Annotated in this window: 11 protein-coding genes; 9 read left to right on the top strand and 2 right to left on the bottom strand. The window is 69.7% G+C overall.

Features of this window, described 5'->3' with window-relative positions; translation table 11 throughout:
• Positions 1-21: 21 nt before the first annotated feature.
• Complete coding sequence (locus ACJMKZ_RS04435) at positions 22-2,016, bottom strand: alkyl/aryl-sulfatase (protein WP_405231989.1); 1,995 nt, start codon at positions 2,014-2,016, stop codon at positions 22-24.
• Between the two features lie 251 nt (positions 2,017-2,267).
• On the opposite strand from ACJMKZ_RS04435, the gene ACJMKZ_RS04430 reads away from it, so the two are divergent.
• On the top strand, positions 2,268-3,566 hold the full coding sequence (locus ACJMKZ_RS04430) for an amidase (RefSeq protein WP_405231988.1): 1,299 nt from the start codon (positions 2,268-2,270) through the stop codon (positions 3,564-3,566).
• A gap of 67 nt (positions 3,567-3,633) precedes the next feature.
• Here the strand turns inward: ACJMKZ_RS04430 and ACJMKZ_RS04425 are convergent, their stop codons facing one another.
• Positions 3,634-5,007 (bottom strand): MmgE/PrpD family protein, encoded by a 1,374-nt coding sequence (locus ACJMKZ_RS04425; protein WP_405231987.1) that lies wholly within the window; start codon positions 5,005-5,007, stop codon positions 3,634-3,636.
• Between the two features lie 179 nt (positions 5,008-5,186).
• Between ACJMKZ_RS04425 and ACJMKZ_RS04420 the strand changes: the two genes are divergently transcribed.
• From ACJMKZ_RS04420 to ACJMKZ_RS04385, 8 genes are all read left to right on the top strand, one after another.
• The gene (locus tag ACJMKZ_RS04420) at positions 5,187-5,834 is read left to right on the top strand and encodes a GntR family transcriptional regulator (RefSeq protein ID WP_405231986.1); all 648 of its coding nucleotides are present in this window, start codon (positions 5,187-5,189) and stop codon (positions 5,832-5,834) included.
• 111 nt (positions 5,835-5,945) lie between these two features.
• Positions 5,946-8,039 (top strand): hydantoinase/oxoprolinase family protein, encoded by a 2,094-nt coding sequence (locus tag ACJMKZ_RS04415; RefSeq protein WP_405231985.1) that lies wholly within the window; start codon positions 5,946-5,948, stop codon positions 8,037-8,039.
• Complete coding sequence (locus tag ACJMKZ_RS04410; protein WP_405231984.1) at positions 8,032-9,906, top strand: hydantoinase B/oxoprolinase family protein; 1,875 nt, start codon at positions 8,032-8,034, stop codon at positions 9,904-9,906. Before ACJMKZ_RS04415 ends, ACJMKZ_RS04410 begins: the two co-directional genes overlap by 8 nt.
• Positions 9,907-9,994: 88 nt before the next feature.
• Positions 9,995-12,205, top strand: a complete 2,211-nt coding sequence (locus ACJMKZ_RS04405) for a TonB-dependent receptor (protein WP_405231983.1) — start codon at positions 9,995-9,997, stop codon at positions 12,203-12,205.
• Positions 12,206-12,273: 68 nt separating this feature from the next.
• On the top strand, positions 12,274-13,641 hold the full coding sequence (locus ACJMKZ_RS04400) for a spinster family MFS transporter (RefSeq protein ID WP_405231982.1): 1,368 nt from the start codon (positions 12,274-12,276) through the stop codon (positions 13,639-13,641).
• Positions 13,638-14,453 carry a VOC family protein gene (locus tag ACJMKZ_RS04395; protein WP_405231981.1) on the top strand — a complete coding sequence of 272 codons (816 nt, stop codon included), beginning with the start codon at positions 13,638-13,640 and terminating at the stop codon, positions 14,451-14,453. Before ACJMKZ_RS04400 ends, ACJMKZ_RS04395 begins: the two co-directional genes overlap by 4 nt.
• Positions 14,450-15,175: a glutathione S-transferase family protein gene (locus ACJMKZ_RS04390; RefSeq protein ID WP_405231980.1), complete on the top strand. Its 726-nt coding sequence runs from the start codon at positions 14,450-14,452 to the stop codon at positions 15,173-15,175. Before ACJMKZ_RS04395 ends, ACJMKZ_RS04390 begins: the two co-directional genes overlap by 4 nt.
• Entirely contained in the window at positions 15,172-15,867 is a 696-nt protein-coding gene (locus ACJMKZ_RS04385) for a glutathione S-transferase N-terminal domain-containing protein (protein WP_405231979.1), read from the top strand. Before ACJMKZ_RS04390 ends, ACJMKZ_RS04385 begins: the two co-directional genes overlap by 4 nt.
• Positions 15,868-15,898: the final 31 nt, after the last annotated feature.

The raw sequence follows: 15,898 nt of genomic DNA, 5'->3' as shown, positions 1-15,898 counted from the left end.
TACCCGGACTGGCTACCCGTACTAGGGCGTCACGATGTCGAACGTCCCCTCGGGCCGCTCCAGCAGGCTGAAGAACCGCACCAGGTCGAGCTTGCTGCCTTCCAGCGTGATGTCGTCGGACGTCAGCAGGTCGGTGAGGCCGATGGCACCGGCCGCCAGGCCCAGATAGGCGTCCCGGGTCAGGCTCAGCGTGGCGTTCGCCTGCGGGTCCGCGTCCCGCCGGTAGTGGTGCAGCACGCCGTTCTCGATCACCAGCACATAGGTCTCTTCCAGGTCGGTGAACACCAGGTTGACGGTGAGTTCCTCGTCCGCCGCCTTCGGTCCGTTCAGGCGCACGGCCATGGCGTCGAGGAAACGTTCCGTGGGCGTGTGACGCAGCAGGTCGATGGCGTTGGCCAGCGAGATGCCCTGCTCGGGCGGCCCATGCCGGAGTTCGTAGGCGGCGGACAGATACACGTCCCGCCAGGGGCCGGACTCCGCCTGATAGCCCAGCTGGTCGTAGGTGCGGGCCAGCAGAGCGCGGGCGTCGGCGTTCTCGGGCTCGGCCATGACCAGGTGATTCAGCACCTCCGCCACCCAGCGGTAGTCGCCCTCGTCGAAGGAAGCGCTCGCCTTGCGCAGCAACTCGTCGGCGCCGCCCATGTAGTCCACGTAACGTTCGCCGGCGGCCACGGGCGGCAGCGGGTCCAGATTGGCCGGGTTGCCGTCGTACCAGCCGAAATAACCCTGGTAGACCGCCTTGGCGTTGTGTTTCAGCGTGCCGTAGTAACCCATGTTGGCGAACGACTGCTGCAGCGAGGCGGGCAGGGCGATTTCCTCGGCGATCTCCTTCGGCGTCATGCCCTGGTTGGCCATGCGCAGCGTCTGATCGTGGATGTACTTGTACAGGTCGCGCTGCTGCTCGAGGAATTCCACGACCTCGCCGTTGCCCCACACCGGCCAGTGGTGGCTGCCGAAATACACCTCGGCCTCGCCGAACAGCTGCAGCGCCTCGTCGATGTAGCCGCTCCACAGCAGCGCGTCACGCACCTTCGCGCCGCGCAGCGTGTAGATGTTGTGCATGTTGCGCGAGACGATCTCGGCGCCGCACCAGGCCTTCTGCTCGGGCAGGTAGAAGGTCAGCTCCGCCGGCGCCTCCGAGTGGGGCGCGTTCTGGAACACGAATGGCACGCCGTCGATGGTCATCTCCTGGGGCGTCGTGTCGACGATCTCGGTGGGCTCCAGGATGGCGATGGTGCCGAAGGCCGGGCTCTTACCGAGCCCCGAGCCCACGTGCCCGCGCGGGCTGCGGGGCAGGCGCCGGCCGTACATGTAGCCGGCGCGCCGGCCCATGGCGACGCCGGCGATCACGTTCTCGCTGGTGGCCTCCTCCAGGAAACCTTCCGGCGCGATGACACGGATACCCTGTTCGCGTGCCTCCTCGGCGCTCGTGATGCCGAGTACGCCGCCGAAGTGGTCCGCGTGGCTGTGAGTGAAGATGATGGCGCGGACCGGCCGCTCGCCGAGTTCGGCATTGGCGAAGGCCATGGCGGCCGCGGCGGTCTCGGTGGCAGTCAGCGGGTCCACCACGATCCAGCCCGTCTCGCCCTCGATGAGCGTCATATTCGAGAGGTCGAAACCGCGCAGCTGATAGACGCCGTCGGTGACCTCGAACAGTCCGTGGATGTTGTTCAGCCGCGCCTGACGCCGCAGGCTCGGGTTGATGGAGTCGAATTCCGCCTCCTCCAGGAACTCGTAGGCGGTCATGTCCCAGACCGGGCGTTCCGCCGGACCGATGCGCAGCTCGGGCACGCTGGCGATCAGGCCGCGGCGGGCCCGCTCGAAGTCCCGCTCGTTGTCGAACGGACGCACGTCGAGGACGCGCCGGTTCGACTTGACGGTGGCCGTCGTCGGCGCGGTCGCGCCGGCCGCGTCGGCATCTTCGCTGTAAGGAATCTCCTGGTCGGCGCTGCAGCCCGCGGCGAGCAGGACCATGACGACGGGCATAGCGAGGCGCCCGGACAGTGAGTTCTTCATCGATTCCCCCGTGGTGATGGCAGACGGACGCCGGGTCCCTGCCCTTGCTGTACTCGCATTATGGTATTCGCAGTATGGGCGGCTCGGCCGTCCCGCGGCCGCAGCAGCGAGTGCCTATGTTGCCAGAGCTTGAGTTGCGCGTCGTGTCCGGCCTTGACGCTGCCGGCAATGGGTGCCGCCCGGCACCGGTTTTTCTGCGCGGGGCGCAGCCGGCGTATACTCCGCGCCGGTTCAGCCGACTGCCGACGACCATGATCGATCTGCCGACCGCCACCGACATCGTTCGCGCCATCGCGAAGGGCGAACTCACGGCGACCGAAGCCGTAGAGGCCTGTCTGGCGGTGATCGACGGCAGTGAGGGGCGGATCCATGCATTCGCCCACGTCGGGGCGGAGGCGGCGCGGGAGCGTGCCCGGGAGATCGACGAGGTCTCCGCGGGCGGGCTGTTGCGCGGCGTGCCGGTGGCCGTCAAGGATGTCATCCACACGGCGGACATGCCGACGGAATATGGCTCGCCGCTCTATGCCGGCCATCGGCCGTCCCGGGATGCGGCCTGCGTCGCAATACTGCGGGCGGAAGGCGCGGTGATCCTGGGCAAGGCCCAGACCGTGGAATTCGCCTCCCTCGGTCGCACCGCGGAGACTGTGAATCCTCACGATCACGGCCATACGCCGGGCGGCTCTTCCTCCGGCTCCGGCGCGGCGGTGGCCGCCGGCATGGCGCCGATCGCCCTCGGCACACAGACCGGGGGCTCGACCATCCGGCCCGCCGCCTTCTGCGGCGTCGCCGGCATGAAGCCCACCTTCGGCACGGTGCCGGTGGAGGGCATGAAGCCGTACGCTCCGAGCCTGGATACGATCGGCTGGATGGCGCGCAGCGTGGCGGACCTGGCGCTGCTCGCCCGCGCGTTCCGCATCCACCGGAACGGCGACGGGAACGACGGGGACGGCGCGGAGCCCGTGGGGCGCATCGGCTTCTGGCGCACACCCTACTGGGATGCCGCCGGACCGGATACCCGGCGCGCGCTGGAAGAAACGGTGACTGCGCTGCGCGGCGCGGGCATCGAGGTGCGCGATGTCGACGGCCCTGCCGGCGTCGAGCGCCTGAACGAGGCCCAGGACATCATCATGCACGGGGAAGGCCGCACGGCGTTCCTGTCGGAGTACCTGTGCTGGCCCCGCGAGCTGCACGCCGAGTTCGTGGCCGAGGTGGAGAACAGCCGCGGCATCGACGGCGCCGCGCTCGCCTGGGCGGCGGACTACCTCGGCAGCCTGCGGCCGCGTTTCGATGAGGCCATGGCCGATGACGACGCCTGGCTGGTGCCGGCGGTACCCGGCGAGGCGCCCGCCGGCCTCGCCTCCACCGGCGACGCCGTGTTCAACCGGCTGTGGACGGGTCTGCACGCGCCGGCGGTCACGCTGCCCGGATTCAGCGGCGCGCGCGGCCTGCCGGTGGGCATCCAGCTGGTGGCCGGGCGTTTCCGCGACGCCCGATTGCTGGCGACGGCCGCCCGGGTGGAGGAGATCCTGGCCCGACGGCCTCGGGGTTGAGCGGCGGAATCCGGTCCCGCTTCGACTCGACGATCGGTAATACGAAGATCGGTAATTCTAAGATCGGCTATTCGACCATTGGCAATTCGATGACCGGCAGGGCGTCGACGCCGGTGAGCGAGGCGAGGTCCTGCAGCATCTCGAACAGACGATCCGCCATCGGCCGGCCGGCGGCCGGCGCGACGCAGTCGTCGAACTTCGCCTTCAGCTCCTCGCGGGTGACCGGGTTGTGGCCGTGGCCGCGGAAACGGTGCACCGGTTCGCTCTCGATGCGGTTGCCGTCGGTCAGCTCGATCGCCACGGAATCGGATTTCGCGCCCACCGGGTAGTCCGGGTCGTCGTCCGGCCCCACCTCGATCGTGACCCGCTCCATCAGCGCGCGGACATCGCGCCGGCGCACGAAGTCGTCGCTGACTTCGGCCAGGCCCACCTTGCCGGCGATCAGCCCGGCGGCGACGCCGAACTCCAGGCTGAACTTGGCCTCCAGCGCCGTGGCCGGCCGGTGGAAGCGCATCACCGCCGCGTGTTTCTCGCTCACCCGCGCGATCACGCGCGCGATGGCTTCCGGCGCCGGGCCGCTGTCGCGATGCAGCTGGATGGCGGCGTCGATGGCGCGCTGGGAGGCACCCACCGTCGGGTGCAGCTTGATGTTGATGCCGTCCTTCGCCGCCAGCCACTTTCGCCCCAGCCAGTCCGGCGGCGTCTCCAGGTCCACGTTGCCCGCCGGGGAGAGCGCCGCGAGCAGGCCCCCGTCGCCGTCGATGGCATGCGGCCCGGCGTCCAGGCCGGCCAGCGCCAGTTCGACGGCCACCACGCCGGCCTCCGCGGCACGGGCGCCCTGGAACGGTTTGGCCTGCGTGCCGAAGTTGTCCATCACCCCGCCGCCGGCCGCCGCGGCGAGACCGAGCGCGTTGCGTGTCTGCCCGGCGTCGAGGCCGCGCAGATGGCTGAGTGCGGCGGCGACGCCGATGGGGCCGAACACGCCGGTCGGGTGCCAGCCCTTGGAGTGCAGATGATCCGGCTCGCGTTTCATCACGGCGCCCCAGGCCTCGAAGCCAGCGAGGTAGGCGCGCAGCATGGCCGCACCGTCGGCGCCTGCACGCTCCGCCTCGGCGAGTATCGCCGGCACCATGAGCGCCGAGACGTGATTGGAGTAGGCATAGTCGTCGAAATCCAGCGCGTGGGCCGCGCCCGTGCCGACCAGCGCGGCCTGTGCGACGGTGGCGCGTTCCGCTCCCAACAGCAGCCGGCTCTGCGGCCGGCCGCCGGTGGCCCGCACGTGGCGCACCAGGTTCACGGTCACGGGCTCGCGCGCACCGGCGAGCATGACGGCCACGCAGTCGGTGAAGCCGTTCGCCGCGGTCGCCAGCGCGGCGGGCGGGGGGTCCTGCAGCGCCTCGCCATGCAGGAAATCGATGATCGAGTCGACGACGGTCCCCATGATTCGTTCTCCGCTTGCTGCGCCGGGTATCAGCCCCGATTGCCGGCTGAGGGCCGGTTTGGTATACCAGATTTGCCGGGCATGCAAGACGGACGTCGCAGCCCGGACCGTCAAATCAGTGCGCGGAACCCGGCTTTGTCGAGCCGGCCGGGAGGCCCGGCGCAAAGGAGGGAACCGGTTTGAGCGTCGCGTCCGAGAAGGCCTACCGCATGCTTCGAGACCGCATCTTCAGCGGCGACTATGCGCCCGGCGCGCGGCTGAAGGAGCGTCAGCTCTGCGCGGACCTGGAGGTGAGCCGCACGCCCGTGCGCGAGGCACTGCGGCGGCTCGAGTCCGAGGGCCTCGTGCAGATCGAGCCGCGGCGGGGCGGCGTCGTCAGCCACATCGACGCGGAGGAGGCCGAGGAGATCTTCGCGCTGGGCGCCGTGATCGAGAGCTTCGCGGCGAAGATGGCCGCGCAGAAGGCCACCGCGGAGGGCGTCGCGGCGCTGGACCACGTCATCGCAGCCATGGCCGCCGTGCTCGAGCGCGGGGACGACACCGCCCGGGCCGACTACATGAAGCTGGACGGCGAACTGCATGGCCGCATCGTCGCCATGGCCGACAGCCGGCGCCTGTCGGCCGCGCTGCAGCAGGTGGTGGGCGTACCGGTGCTGGTGCAGGCCTTCAACCGCTACACACCGGAGCACCTGCGCCAGAGTTTCGACCAGCATCGCGCGCTGGTCGATGCCATCCGGGAACGGGACGGGGAGTGGGCGGAGTCCGCCATGCGCTACCACATCCTGTCCGGACGCACTGTCATGCTGTCCAATCTGGCGGGTGACTGACTGCCCGACTGGTATACAACAACCGCCATTATCGGCCTCTCGACACGGTTTTCTTGCCTGAAGCGCTAATTTGGTATACCAATTGCGCTGTATCGGGATTCGGAGAGCAGCATGCAGCGGGCGGGGCTCGACATCGGCGGAACCTTCACCGACCTCGTCTTCTGGGATGACGAGTCGGCCGATGTCGTGGTGCACAAGCTGCCATCCACGCCCGACGATCCCGCCCGCGCGGGCCTCGAGGGCCTGGCGGAACTCCTGCGCCGCGCCGGACGCCGTCCCGAGGATCTCGATTTCCTGGTCCACGGCACCACCGTGGCCACCAACATCCTGCTGGAGAAGAACGGCGCCCGGGTCGGGATGATCACCACCCGCGGCTTCCGGGACGTGCTGCACATCGGCCGCAAGGACCGGCCGTACAACTTCTCCCACGGCCAGGAGGTGCCGCGGCAGAGCTCGCCGCTGGTCCGCCGCCGCCATCGCCTGCCGGTCAGCGAGCGCATCACCGCGCCGGCCGGCGAGGTGGCCACGGCGCTCGCCGAGGACGAGGTGCGGGAGGCCGCGCGGCGGCTGGCGGACGACAGGGTGGATGCCATCGCGGTGTGCTGCCTGATGTCGTTTCTGAACCCGGCCCACGAACGGCGCATCCGCGACATCATCGAGGAGGAGGCGCCCGGTCTCTACGTCTCGCTCAGCCATGCGGTTACGCCGCTGTACCGCGAGTACGAGCGGTTCTCGACCACGGCGCTGAACGCCTACGTGGGACCCCGCACCGCTCGCTACCTGGACCGTTTCGCGGCCGAACTCGCTGCCATGAACGTAGCCAGCGAGCTGAATCTGATGACCTCCGCCGGCGGCCTCGTGCCCGCGGCGGAGGCCCGCGAGCGCCCGGTGTCGCTGCTGCTGTCGGGTCCGGTCGGCGCCCTCATCGCCGGCATCCGGGTGGGCCGTCAGACCGACAATCCGAGCGTGATCACGCTGGACGTGGGCGGCACGTCGGCGGATATCGGCGTGGCGCCCGCGGGCGACCTGCGCATGAAGCACCTGCTCGACACCCGCGTGGGCGGCTACGACGCCATGATCCCGATGGTCGACATCGACACCATCGGCGCCGGCGGCGGCTCGATCGCCTGGCGGGACGAAGGCGGCATGTTCCGCGTCGGCCCGCGCAGCGCCGGTGCCGTGCCCGGACCCGCGTGCTACGGGCGCGGCGGCACCGAGCCCACGGTGACCGACGCCATGGTGGTGCTCGGGTGGTTCCGGGAAGAGGCGCTCGCGGCCTCGGGTCTTTCCGTCGACGTGGCGGCCGCCGCGGAGGCGGTGCGCAGCGGCGTCGCCGAGCCGCTCGGTCTCGGCCTGTACGAGGCGGCCGCGGGCATCTACCGCATCGCGGTCAGCAACATGGTGGAAGCCATACGCATCAACAGCGTGACCAAGGGCTACGACCCGCGGGACTTCGCGCTGGTGCCCTACGGCGGCGCCGGCGCGGCGTTCGCCTGCGAGGCCGCGGCCCAGCTGGCCATCCCCAGGGTGGTCGTGCCGACACGCCCGGGCGTGGGCGCGGCGGCCGGACTGCTGGCCACCGACACCAAATACGAGTACCGGGCGACGCTGTGGGCGTCGCTGCAGGAGCCGGACGCCGCACGCATCGAGTCCGCCTACCGCTCGCTCGCCGAACAGGCGGCCGGCCAACTCCGGCGCGCCGGTTTTGCGGAGGAGGATACGACGCTGCGCTGGCTGGCCGAATGCCGCTACGTGGGACAGGGCTACGAGCTGCCGGTGGAGGTACCGCCCGTGCCGGTCGACGGCGACTGGGTGGCCGCGGTAATCGAGGGTTTCCATCGGGCCCACGAGCAGGCCTACCTGCGCCGCTTCGACGACAAGCCGGTGATGATCGTCAACGTGGGCCTCGCCGGCATCGGCCACGTACCGCCGCCGGTCACGCCGGAGGTGGAGGCGGGCGGCGCGCAACCGGACGAGGCAGCGCTGCTCGATACGCGCCCGGTGCGTTTCGTGCAGGGCAACGAAGCCATCGGTCACGAAACCGCGTTCTACGCCCGCTCCGGGCTGAAGGCCCGCAACCGGATCGCCGGCCCGGCGGTCATCGAGCAGGCCGATACCACCACGATACTGCCGCCCGGCACCCTCGCCGAGGTGGACCGCTACGGCAATCTCATCGTCGCTTTCACGGAGCCGGCGGATGGCTGAGGGCGTGCGCAAGCTGGAGGACGTCGCCGCCGCCATCGACCGCGCCTCGGCCCGCTCGACCGGCATCGGCGCGGACGTGGAGCGGCGCTGGGAGCGGGTGGCCGTGGATCCGGTCTCGCTGCAGGTGGTGGGCGGCGCACTGCATGCGGTGGCGACTGAGATGGCCGAACTCCTCTATCGCATGGCGTATTCCTCCATCATGCGCGAGTCGCGGGACATCGGCGCCGGCATCCTGGATTTCCACGGCCGCCAGATTTGCGAGAGCGACTCGACGCCCATGCACTGCGGCTCGCTGCCTGCCTACGTGCGCGGTATCGACCGCAAGCACCGCGGCAGCTATGCCCCCGGCGACGTGATTCTGCACAACCATCCCTACCACGGTGCGTCCCACGCGCCGGACTACGGCGTGCTGGTTCCCATATTCGCGGGCGAACAACACATCGGCTTCGCCGGCTGCACCGGGCACATGGTCGACATCGGCGCGGCGACGCCCGGTTTCTCCGTGGACGTTCCGGACTTCTGGGCGGAGGGCCAGGTAATTGACGCCGTAAAGATCTACGAGGCGGGCAGGCGCAACGACGCAGTGTGGTCGCTGATCATGGACAACGTGCGAACGCCGGAGGCGAACACCGGCGACCTGGAGGCCATGATCGCGTGCTGCCGTCTCGGCGTCCGGCGTTTCGGCGAGCTGGCCGGCCGCTACGGCATCGACACGGTGATGAGCGCCGCCGAAGAGTGGATGGACTATGCGGAGGCGCTGATGCGCCGGCGCATCGAGGCGCTGCCGGACGGGCTGTACGAGGCCCCGCTCGGCTGGCTGGAGGACGACGGCAAGCACTTCGGCGAACCGCTGCGGGTGGCCACCCGCGTGCTGGTGGACGGCAGCGACATCTACGTGGATCTCACCGGCTCGAACGAGCAGGTGGAGACCGGATTCAACTGCCCGTTCGAGGGTAGTGTGTTGCCCACCGCCAATTTCGCGGTGCGCGCACTGCTGCTGGACGAGGCGAAGCCGGGCGGCCAGATACCCCAGAACGACGGCGTGTTCCGGCCGGTGCACGTCATCGCGCCGGAGGGCACGATCTTCAACCCCGAACACCCGCACGGCTGCGAGGCCCGCTTCACCCAGATCAACCGGATTCCCGACCAGGTGATGCAATGCCTGGCCGAGGTCATGCCGGAGGCCGTCACGGCGGGGAATTCCGCCAACGTGTCGTGCTTCGCGTACAGCGGACGCGGCGGCAAGGGTGCAGACGACCGTGCGGACGACTATTGGGTGATCATCGAGGTGAACGAGGGTTCCTACGGTGGCCGCCACGGCAGCGACGGCCTGGACGCCATCGATGCGCTCATGGCCAACACCCGCAATAACCCGGTGGAGGAGATGGAGCTCGGCGCGCCTCTCCTGTGCGAGCGCTACGAGTTGCGCGACGCGCCACCTGCGGCCGGACGCTGGCGCGGCGGCCTCGGCGCGGTGAAGCGCTGGCGTTTCCTGGCCGACACGGGCATCAGCTCCACCGGCGACAACCGCAGCATCGACCCGCCGCGCGGGCTGTTCGGCGGCGCCGACGGCCGGCCCGGCGAGGTGATACTGAATCCGGACACGCCGGGCGCGGAGTCGCTGCCCGCGAAGGTCTCGAACCGCCAGCTGCGCGCGGGCGACCGGCTGGAGATCCGCCTGGTGTGCAGCGCGGGCTACGGCGATCCCCGCCTGCGCGATCCGCAGGCGGTGCTCGATGACGTGCTGGACGGACTGATCACGGCGGCGGAGGCCCGCCGTGACTACGGCGTCGTTCTGACGGACGACGGCCGTGACGTGGACAGGGAAGAGACGGAGAGACTCCGCGCCGGCGACCGGGCGGACTAACGGCAGGATACCGGTGCGTCCGCGGCGGACGGCCGGAACGGGAAGACGACCCAGGAGAGAGAAAATGCGATCAGGAACCACAACAATCATGGCGGCCGTGCTGCTCGCTGCGGCGGGCGCGGCGCAGGCGCAGGAGCCGGCGCTGGAGGAGATCGTCGTCACGGCGGAGAAACGGGAGGCGAGCCTGCAGGAGGTGCCCATCTCCATCGCGGCAGTGAGCGGCGACCGGCTGGAGGAACTCAATATCGACGACGTGATGGATCTGTACGTGCAGACGCCGGGCATGTCGTTCAGCCGGGCCGGCGGCGAGGCGCAGATCTACATCCGCGGCATCGGTACCGATGCGTTCGGCGTCACCATCGACCCGAGCGTCGCGCTGCACCAGGACGGCGTCTACCTCGGCCGTCCCCAGATGGGACTCACCCAGTTCCTCGACGTGGAGCGCATCGAGATCCTGAAGGGGCCCCAGGGCACGCTCTACGGCCGTAACGCGACCGGCGGCGCCATCAACATCATCTCCCGCATGCCGACGCCCGAGACCGAGGGCTACGTGACCGCCGGCTACGGCGAGTGGGACCGGCGCGAGCTTCAGGGCGCGCTGAGCGGCCCGCTCGGCGAGAACTGGCAGGGCCGCATCGCCGCCCGCTATCTGCAGGACGACGGCTTCACCGACGACCTGGAGCCGGGCGGCGCCGAGGAGATCGACGATCAGGACCTGGTCGCCACCCGGGCGATCCTGCAGTACGAGGGCGACGACGGCGCGGACTTCACGCTGATCGCCGACTACAGCGACTTCACCAGCGGCAATCGTTCGTCGAAGCCGCTGGACGATCTGTCGTTCGCCGTCGTGAACGGCGCGCTGCCCCAGGCCTTCGACGAGACCCGCAATAACCTGCCGACGTTCCATGACTGGGACACGGCCGGGCTGACCGCCACGCTGAACATACCCGTCGGCGAGACCATGATGCTGACCTCGGTGACCGGCTGGCGTGACTACGAGAGCGACTTCTTCTTCAACACCGACGGCACCGAGATCGAGGTGACCCGCTCCTACTTCCAGTACGAGTCGGACCAGCTCTCCCAGGAGGTCCGGCTCTCCTCGACGGGCGAGGGCCGGCTGCAGTGGCTCGTCGGCGGTTATTACCTCGACGAGGACAAGGAGGGCGCGCTGGGCCTCGGCCGGGCGACCCATCCCTCCTTCGGCGTGGTGAGCTTCATCATCCCCAACACCGACGAGACCCGCGCGAAGGCGCTGTTCGGCGAGGTGAGCTACGATTTCTCGGAGCAGTGGACGGGTACCTTCGGCCTGCGCTACTCCGACGAGGAGAAGAAGGACTTCACCAGCGTGGGCGCCATCTTCGGCGACAACTCGGGGCTCGCGAGCCCGAACCCGGTCACCGTGTTCACCACCCGCGACTCCACGGAGAGCTGGGAGGACGTCTCCCCGCGCTTCGTGCTCGAGTATCGCCCGCGGGACGCGCTGATGATCTACGGCTCGGTCACCAAGGGCTTCAAGTCGGGCGGCTGGAATGCCTTCGACGCGACGCCTGCCTTCGAGCCGGAGGAGATCTGGGCCTTCGAGACGGGCTTCAAGTCCGACAGCGCCGACGGCCGCCTGCGACTGAACGGCTCGTTCTTCTACTACGACTACACGGACCTGCAGGTCTCGACCTTCCAGGACGGCCTCACCGTGACGACGAACGCCGCCGACGCGACGGTCTGGGGCGCCGAGTTCGAGCTCTCCGCCAATCCCATTCCCGCGCTGGTGGTGAACGCGAGCATCGGCTACCTCAACACGGAGTTCGAGGAGTTCCTCTCGGCCTTCGGCCGCTGCCCCGCCGATGCCACCCCGGCCGAGCTGGCCGGGCCCTGCATGGGCGCCGGGCCCGGGGAGACCCGGGTGGTGGACGTCTCCGGCAACAACCTGCAGAACGCGCCGGAGTGGAAGGGCAATGTGAACAGCACCTACACCGTCGGTCTTCGCAGCGGGGCGGAGGTGCGCATCTTCGGCCAGGTGAGCTACCAGAGCGAGCTGTTCCACACCCAGTTCAACGATCCGCTCATCGGCCAGGATGCCACGACGCTGGTGGACGGCCGCGTCGCCTGGGTCTCGGCGGACGGCGATTGGGAGCTGGCCGCCTACGGCAAGAACCTGACCGACGAGGAATACTTCCAGAATACGGTGCGCTTCACGTCCCTCAGCGAGGGCAATCCGGCGGATCGCTTCAACATCGGCGCGGGGCTGGGTTACCCGGCTCCGGGCCGCTCCTGGGGCGTGGAAGCCACGCTGAGGTTCTGATCCGCATCACGGATGCGGCGCCGCCGGCCTGAGCGCCGGCGGCGCCGCACCGGCAACGGGGAATGCCCATGGCCAGTACCGAGGCCGATACCGAGACCCGGGTCCCCCAGGGCGGGGTGCCCGCCGCACCGCCCATGGCCTGGTATGCCGTGGGCATCCTGACGGTGGCCTACACCTTCTCCTATATCGACCGTCAGATTCTCTCCCTGATGGTCGGTCCCATCCGGGCGGACCTCGGCATCAGCGACTCGGCGTTCAGCCTCCTGCACGGCCTCGCCTTCGCCGTCTTCTATACGCTGCTCGGCGTGCCCATCGGCCGCCTCGCCGACCGCCGGAACCGGCGCAACATCATCGCGCTGGGTGTGGCGTTCTGGAGCCTGGCCACCGTCTGCTGCGGCCTGGCCCGCTCGTTCTGGCAGCTGTTCGCCGCGCGGGTAGCCGTCGGCGTGGGCGAGGCGGCGCTCTCTCCCGCCGCCTATTCCATGCTGGCGGATCTGTTCCCGAAGGAGAAGCTGGGCCGGGCCATCGGCATCTACTCCAGCGGCGTATTCGTGGGCATCGGCCTGTCGTTCATCATCGGCGGCGTGCTCATCGCCACCATCGACGCGATGGGCGGCATCACCCTGCCGGTGGTCGGTCACCTGGCCGCCTGGCAGGCCACCTTCATCATCGTGGGCGCGCCGGGAATGCTGGTGGCGCTGTTCATGCTGACGCTGAAGGAGCCGGAGCGCCGGGGCCGGGGCGACCTGATCGGCTCCATGCCCGTATCGGAGGTGATCGCCTACGCGGTGCGCAACCGCCGGGTGTATGCGCTGCACTTCGTCGGCTTCGCCATGATCACGCTGATGTTCAACGGCATCATGGCCTGGGCGGCCGAGTACTTCATCCGTATCCACGGCGTGGACCGTGGCGCCATCGGGCCGCAGCTCGGCCTGCTCACCGTGGTCTTCGGCGGGCTGGGCATCATCTGCGGCGGGCTGTTCTCGGACTGGCTCTCGGCCCGGGGCCATACCGACGCCCCGGTAAAAGCGGCGCTGACCGGCGCCATCTGCCTGACGCCGGTGGCGATCACCGCCACGCTGGTGCCCGACCCGCGCCTGTCCCTGTTTCTGTTTGCCCCGGTGCTGTTCTTCTCCAGCTTCCCGTTCGGCCCGGCTGCCGCCGGGCTGCAGCTGATGACGCCGCCCGCCATGCGGGCGCAGATGTCGGCCGTATATCTTTTCGTCGTCAACCTCACCGGCATCGGCTTCGGAGGCACGGCGACGGCGCTCGTGACCGATTTCGTCTTCCGCGACGACATGATGCTGCACTGGTCCATCGCCACCATCGCGCTGGTGGGCGGCATACTCTCGATCGTCCTGCTCACGCTCGCGCAGAAGCCGTTCCGGCGCATCATCGCCGAACTCTCGCCCCCGGCCGGGGAGGCCGCGCGATGACGACGGCCTGCCGGCTGCCCGTGGATCACGTCGGCATCCTCGGCGATGCCATCGCACCCCTTAAGCGGGACTGGGAGGCGCTGGGCTTCCGGGTGGCGGGGCCCGAGGAGCTGATCGGCATCGGCGACGACGGCGAGCCTCGCGGACTGGGGCAGTTCAGCGCCCACGTCATGTTCGCGGCGGACTACATCGAGCTCACGGCCGTCGAGCGGCCGTCCCCGGACCATCACCTCGCCCGGTTCCTGGACAGCGGCGGCGGCCTGCGCCTCGTCATTCTCGCCGCCGACGACATCGAGGCCCGGCGGGCGACGCTGGAGGCACGGGGCCTGGCGCCGGGGCCCGTGAGCGAGGCGGCCCGCGGCATCCACTACGGTGCCGGCGGCACCGCGCGGTTCCGCTGGTTCCCCGTCGCCGCCGACGCCTGCCCCGAGGTACTGATGGCCTGCGTGCGCCACGAGACGCCGGGGCTCGTCTTTCAGCCGGCCGTGGCGAACCACCCGAACACGGCGACCGGCATCACCCGGCTCCTGTACAGAGGCAGAAGTCTCCCGGACGGTTGCGCCGCGCTCGCTGCCGATGAGGGCATAGCGCTCGAAGCCCGGCCGGTCGCCGCCATGATCGATCTGTTCGGCGACGCCGTCGACGGCTGCCCGCCGTTCGCCGGCCTCGGTGTCGCCGTGCGAGACCCGCAGGCGGCGGCGGCCGTGCTGACAGCGAATGCCGTGCCGTTCCGGCAGGTGCCGGAGGGGCTGGCGGTCGCGCCGGACCGGGCCGGTGGCGTCGGCGTGGTGTTCGAGCCGGAGCGTTTATGAGGCTTTTCTATTCGCCGTTCCACGACTTCGCCCACAAGGTGCTCGTGGTGGCGCACGAGGCCGGGCTGGCCGGCGAGATCGTGACCGTGCCGTCCTTCCCGTTCCGCAATCTGGACGGGGAATGGGTGGCCGGACGCTACGACACGACGCCCCTGAACCCGCTGGGCAAGGTGCCGTTCCTCGCGCTGGACGACGGCACCGTGCTGTACCAGAGTCAGGTGGTGGTGGAGTACCTCGACAGCCTGTCCCGCGGCGAGCCCCTCTATCCGGCCGGCGGTCTCGCCCGCTTCGATGCCCTGCGCCGGCTGTCGCTGGGCGACGCCCTGTTCGAGTGCGCCGTGCAGATGAGCATGGAATGCTGGCGCGAACCGGCGGAGCGCCGGGCCGGCCTGTTCGACTGGCTCTGGCCGAAGGTGACCCGCTCGTTCGACGTCCTGGAGCGGGAGGCCGGTGATTGGCGCGGATTCGACATCGGCCATGCCGGACTCCTGCAGGGTGTGAGCTACATCGACGGCTGGGCGAGCGGCCGGGACGACATCCCCGGTAATGCCTGCGGCGACTGGCGCAGCCGCTGGCCGGGCCTTGCCGACTGGTTCGCCGCGGCCTGCGAGCGGCCGTCGGTGCGCAGCCATTACCGCCGGCCCTACGACGGCGACGCCTCGCCGGAGCAGCACCGGGAGGCGGTGGAGGCGGTGCTGGCCGCCCGGGAGGCGAGCGCATGATCGAGTTCTATTACTGGCCGACGCCGAACGGCAAGAAAGTAGCGATCATGCTGGAGGAGTGCGGGCTGGACTACGAACTGCGGCCGGTGGACATCCTCAAGGGCGAGCAGTTCGAGCCGGAGTTCCTGGCCGTCAGCCCCAACAACAAGATCCCCGCCATAGTCGATCGGGACGGACCGGGGGGCGGGTTCCCGCTGTTCGAGTCCGGGGCCATCCTGCAGTACCTGGCCGAGCGCAGCGGCCGCTTCCTGCCCCGTGAGACGGCTGCCCGCTACCGGGTGCTCGAGTGGCTGAATTTCCAGGTGGCGAGCCTGGGGCCGATGCTCGGCCAGTGCGGGCACTTCCTCGGTTACGCCCCCGAGCGCATTCCCTATGCCATCGAGCGCTACCGCAACGAGGCGCTGCGTCTTTACGGCGTGCTCGACCGGCGGCTGGAGGGGCGCGAGTGGCTGGCCGGCGACTATTCCATCGCGGACATGGCGGTGTACCCCTGGATCGACGTGCGCTGGCTGCACGAGATCGATATCGACGAGTTCCCGAATGTGCGGCACTGGTTCGAGCGCGCCGGCGAGCGCGCGGCGCTGCGCCGGGGCATGGCGCTGCTCGCCGACCGAGAGGTCATCGGCAACCCGAGCGACGAAACCCGGGAGGCGTTCTTCGGCCGCACCCAGCGGGACCAGGGCAGAGGCTGAGCCGGGCTCTTTACGGCCGCCGTATTCGGCG

Source organism: Lentisalinibacter salinarum (genome assembly GCF_040706555.1).
GTDB classification, from domain to species: Bacteria; Pseudomonadota; Gammaproteobacteria; order Steroidobacterales; family Woeseiaceae; genus Lentisalinibacter; species Lentisalinibacter salinarum.
The sequence above is the reverse complement of the archived record's forward strand: the minus strand, read 5'-3'. Positions and strand labels throughout refer to the sequence as shown.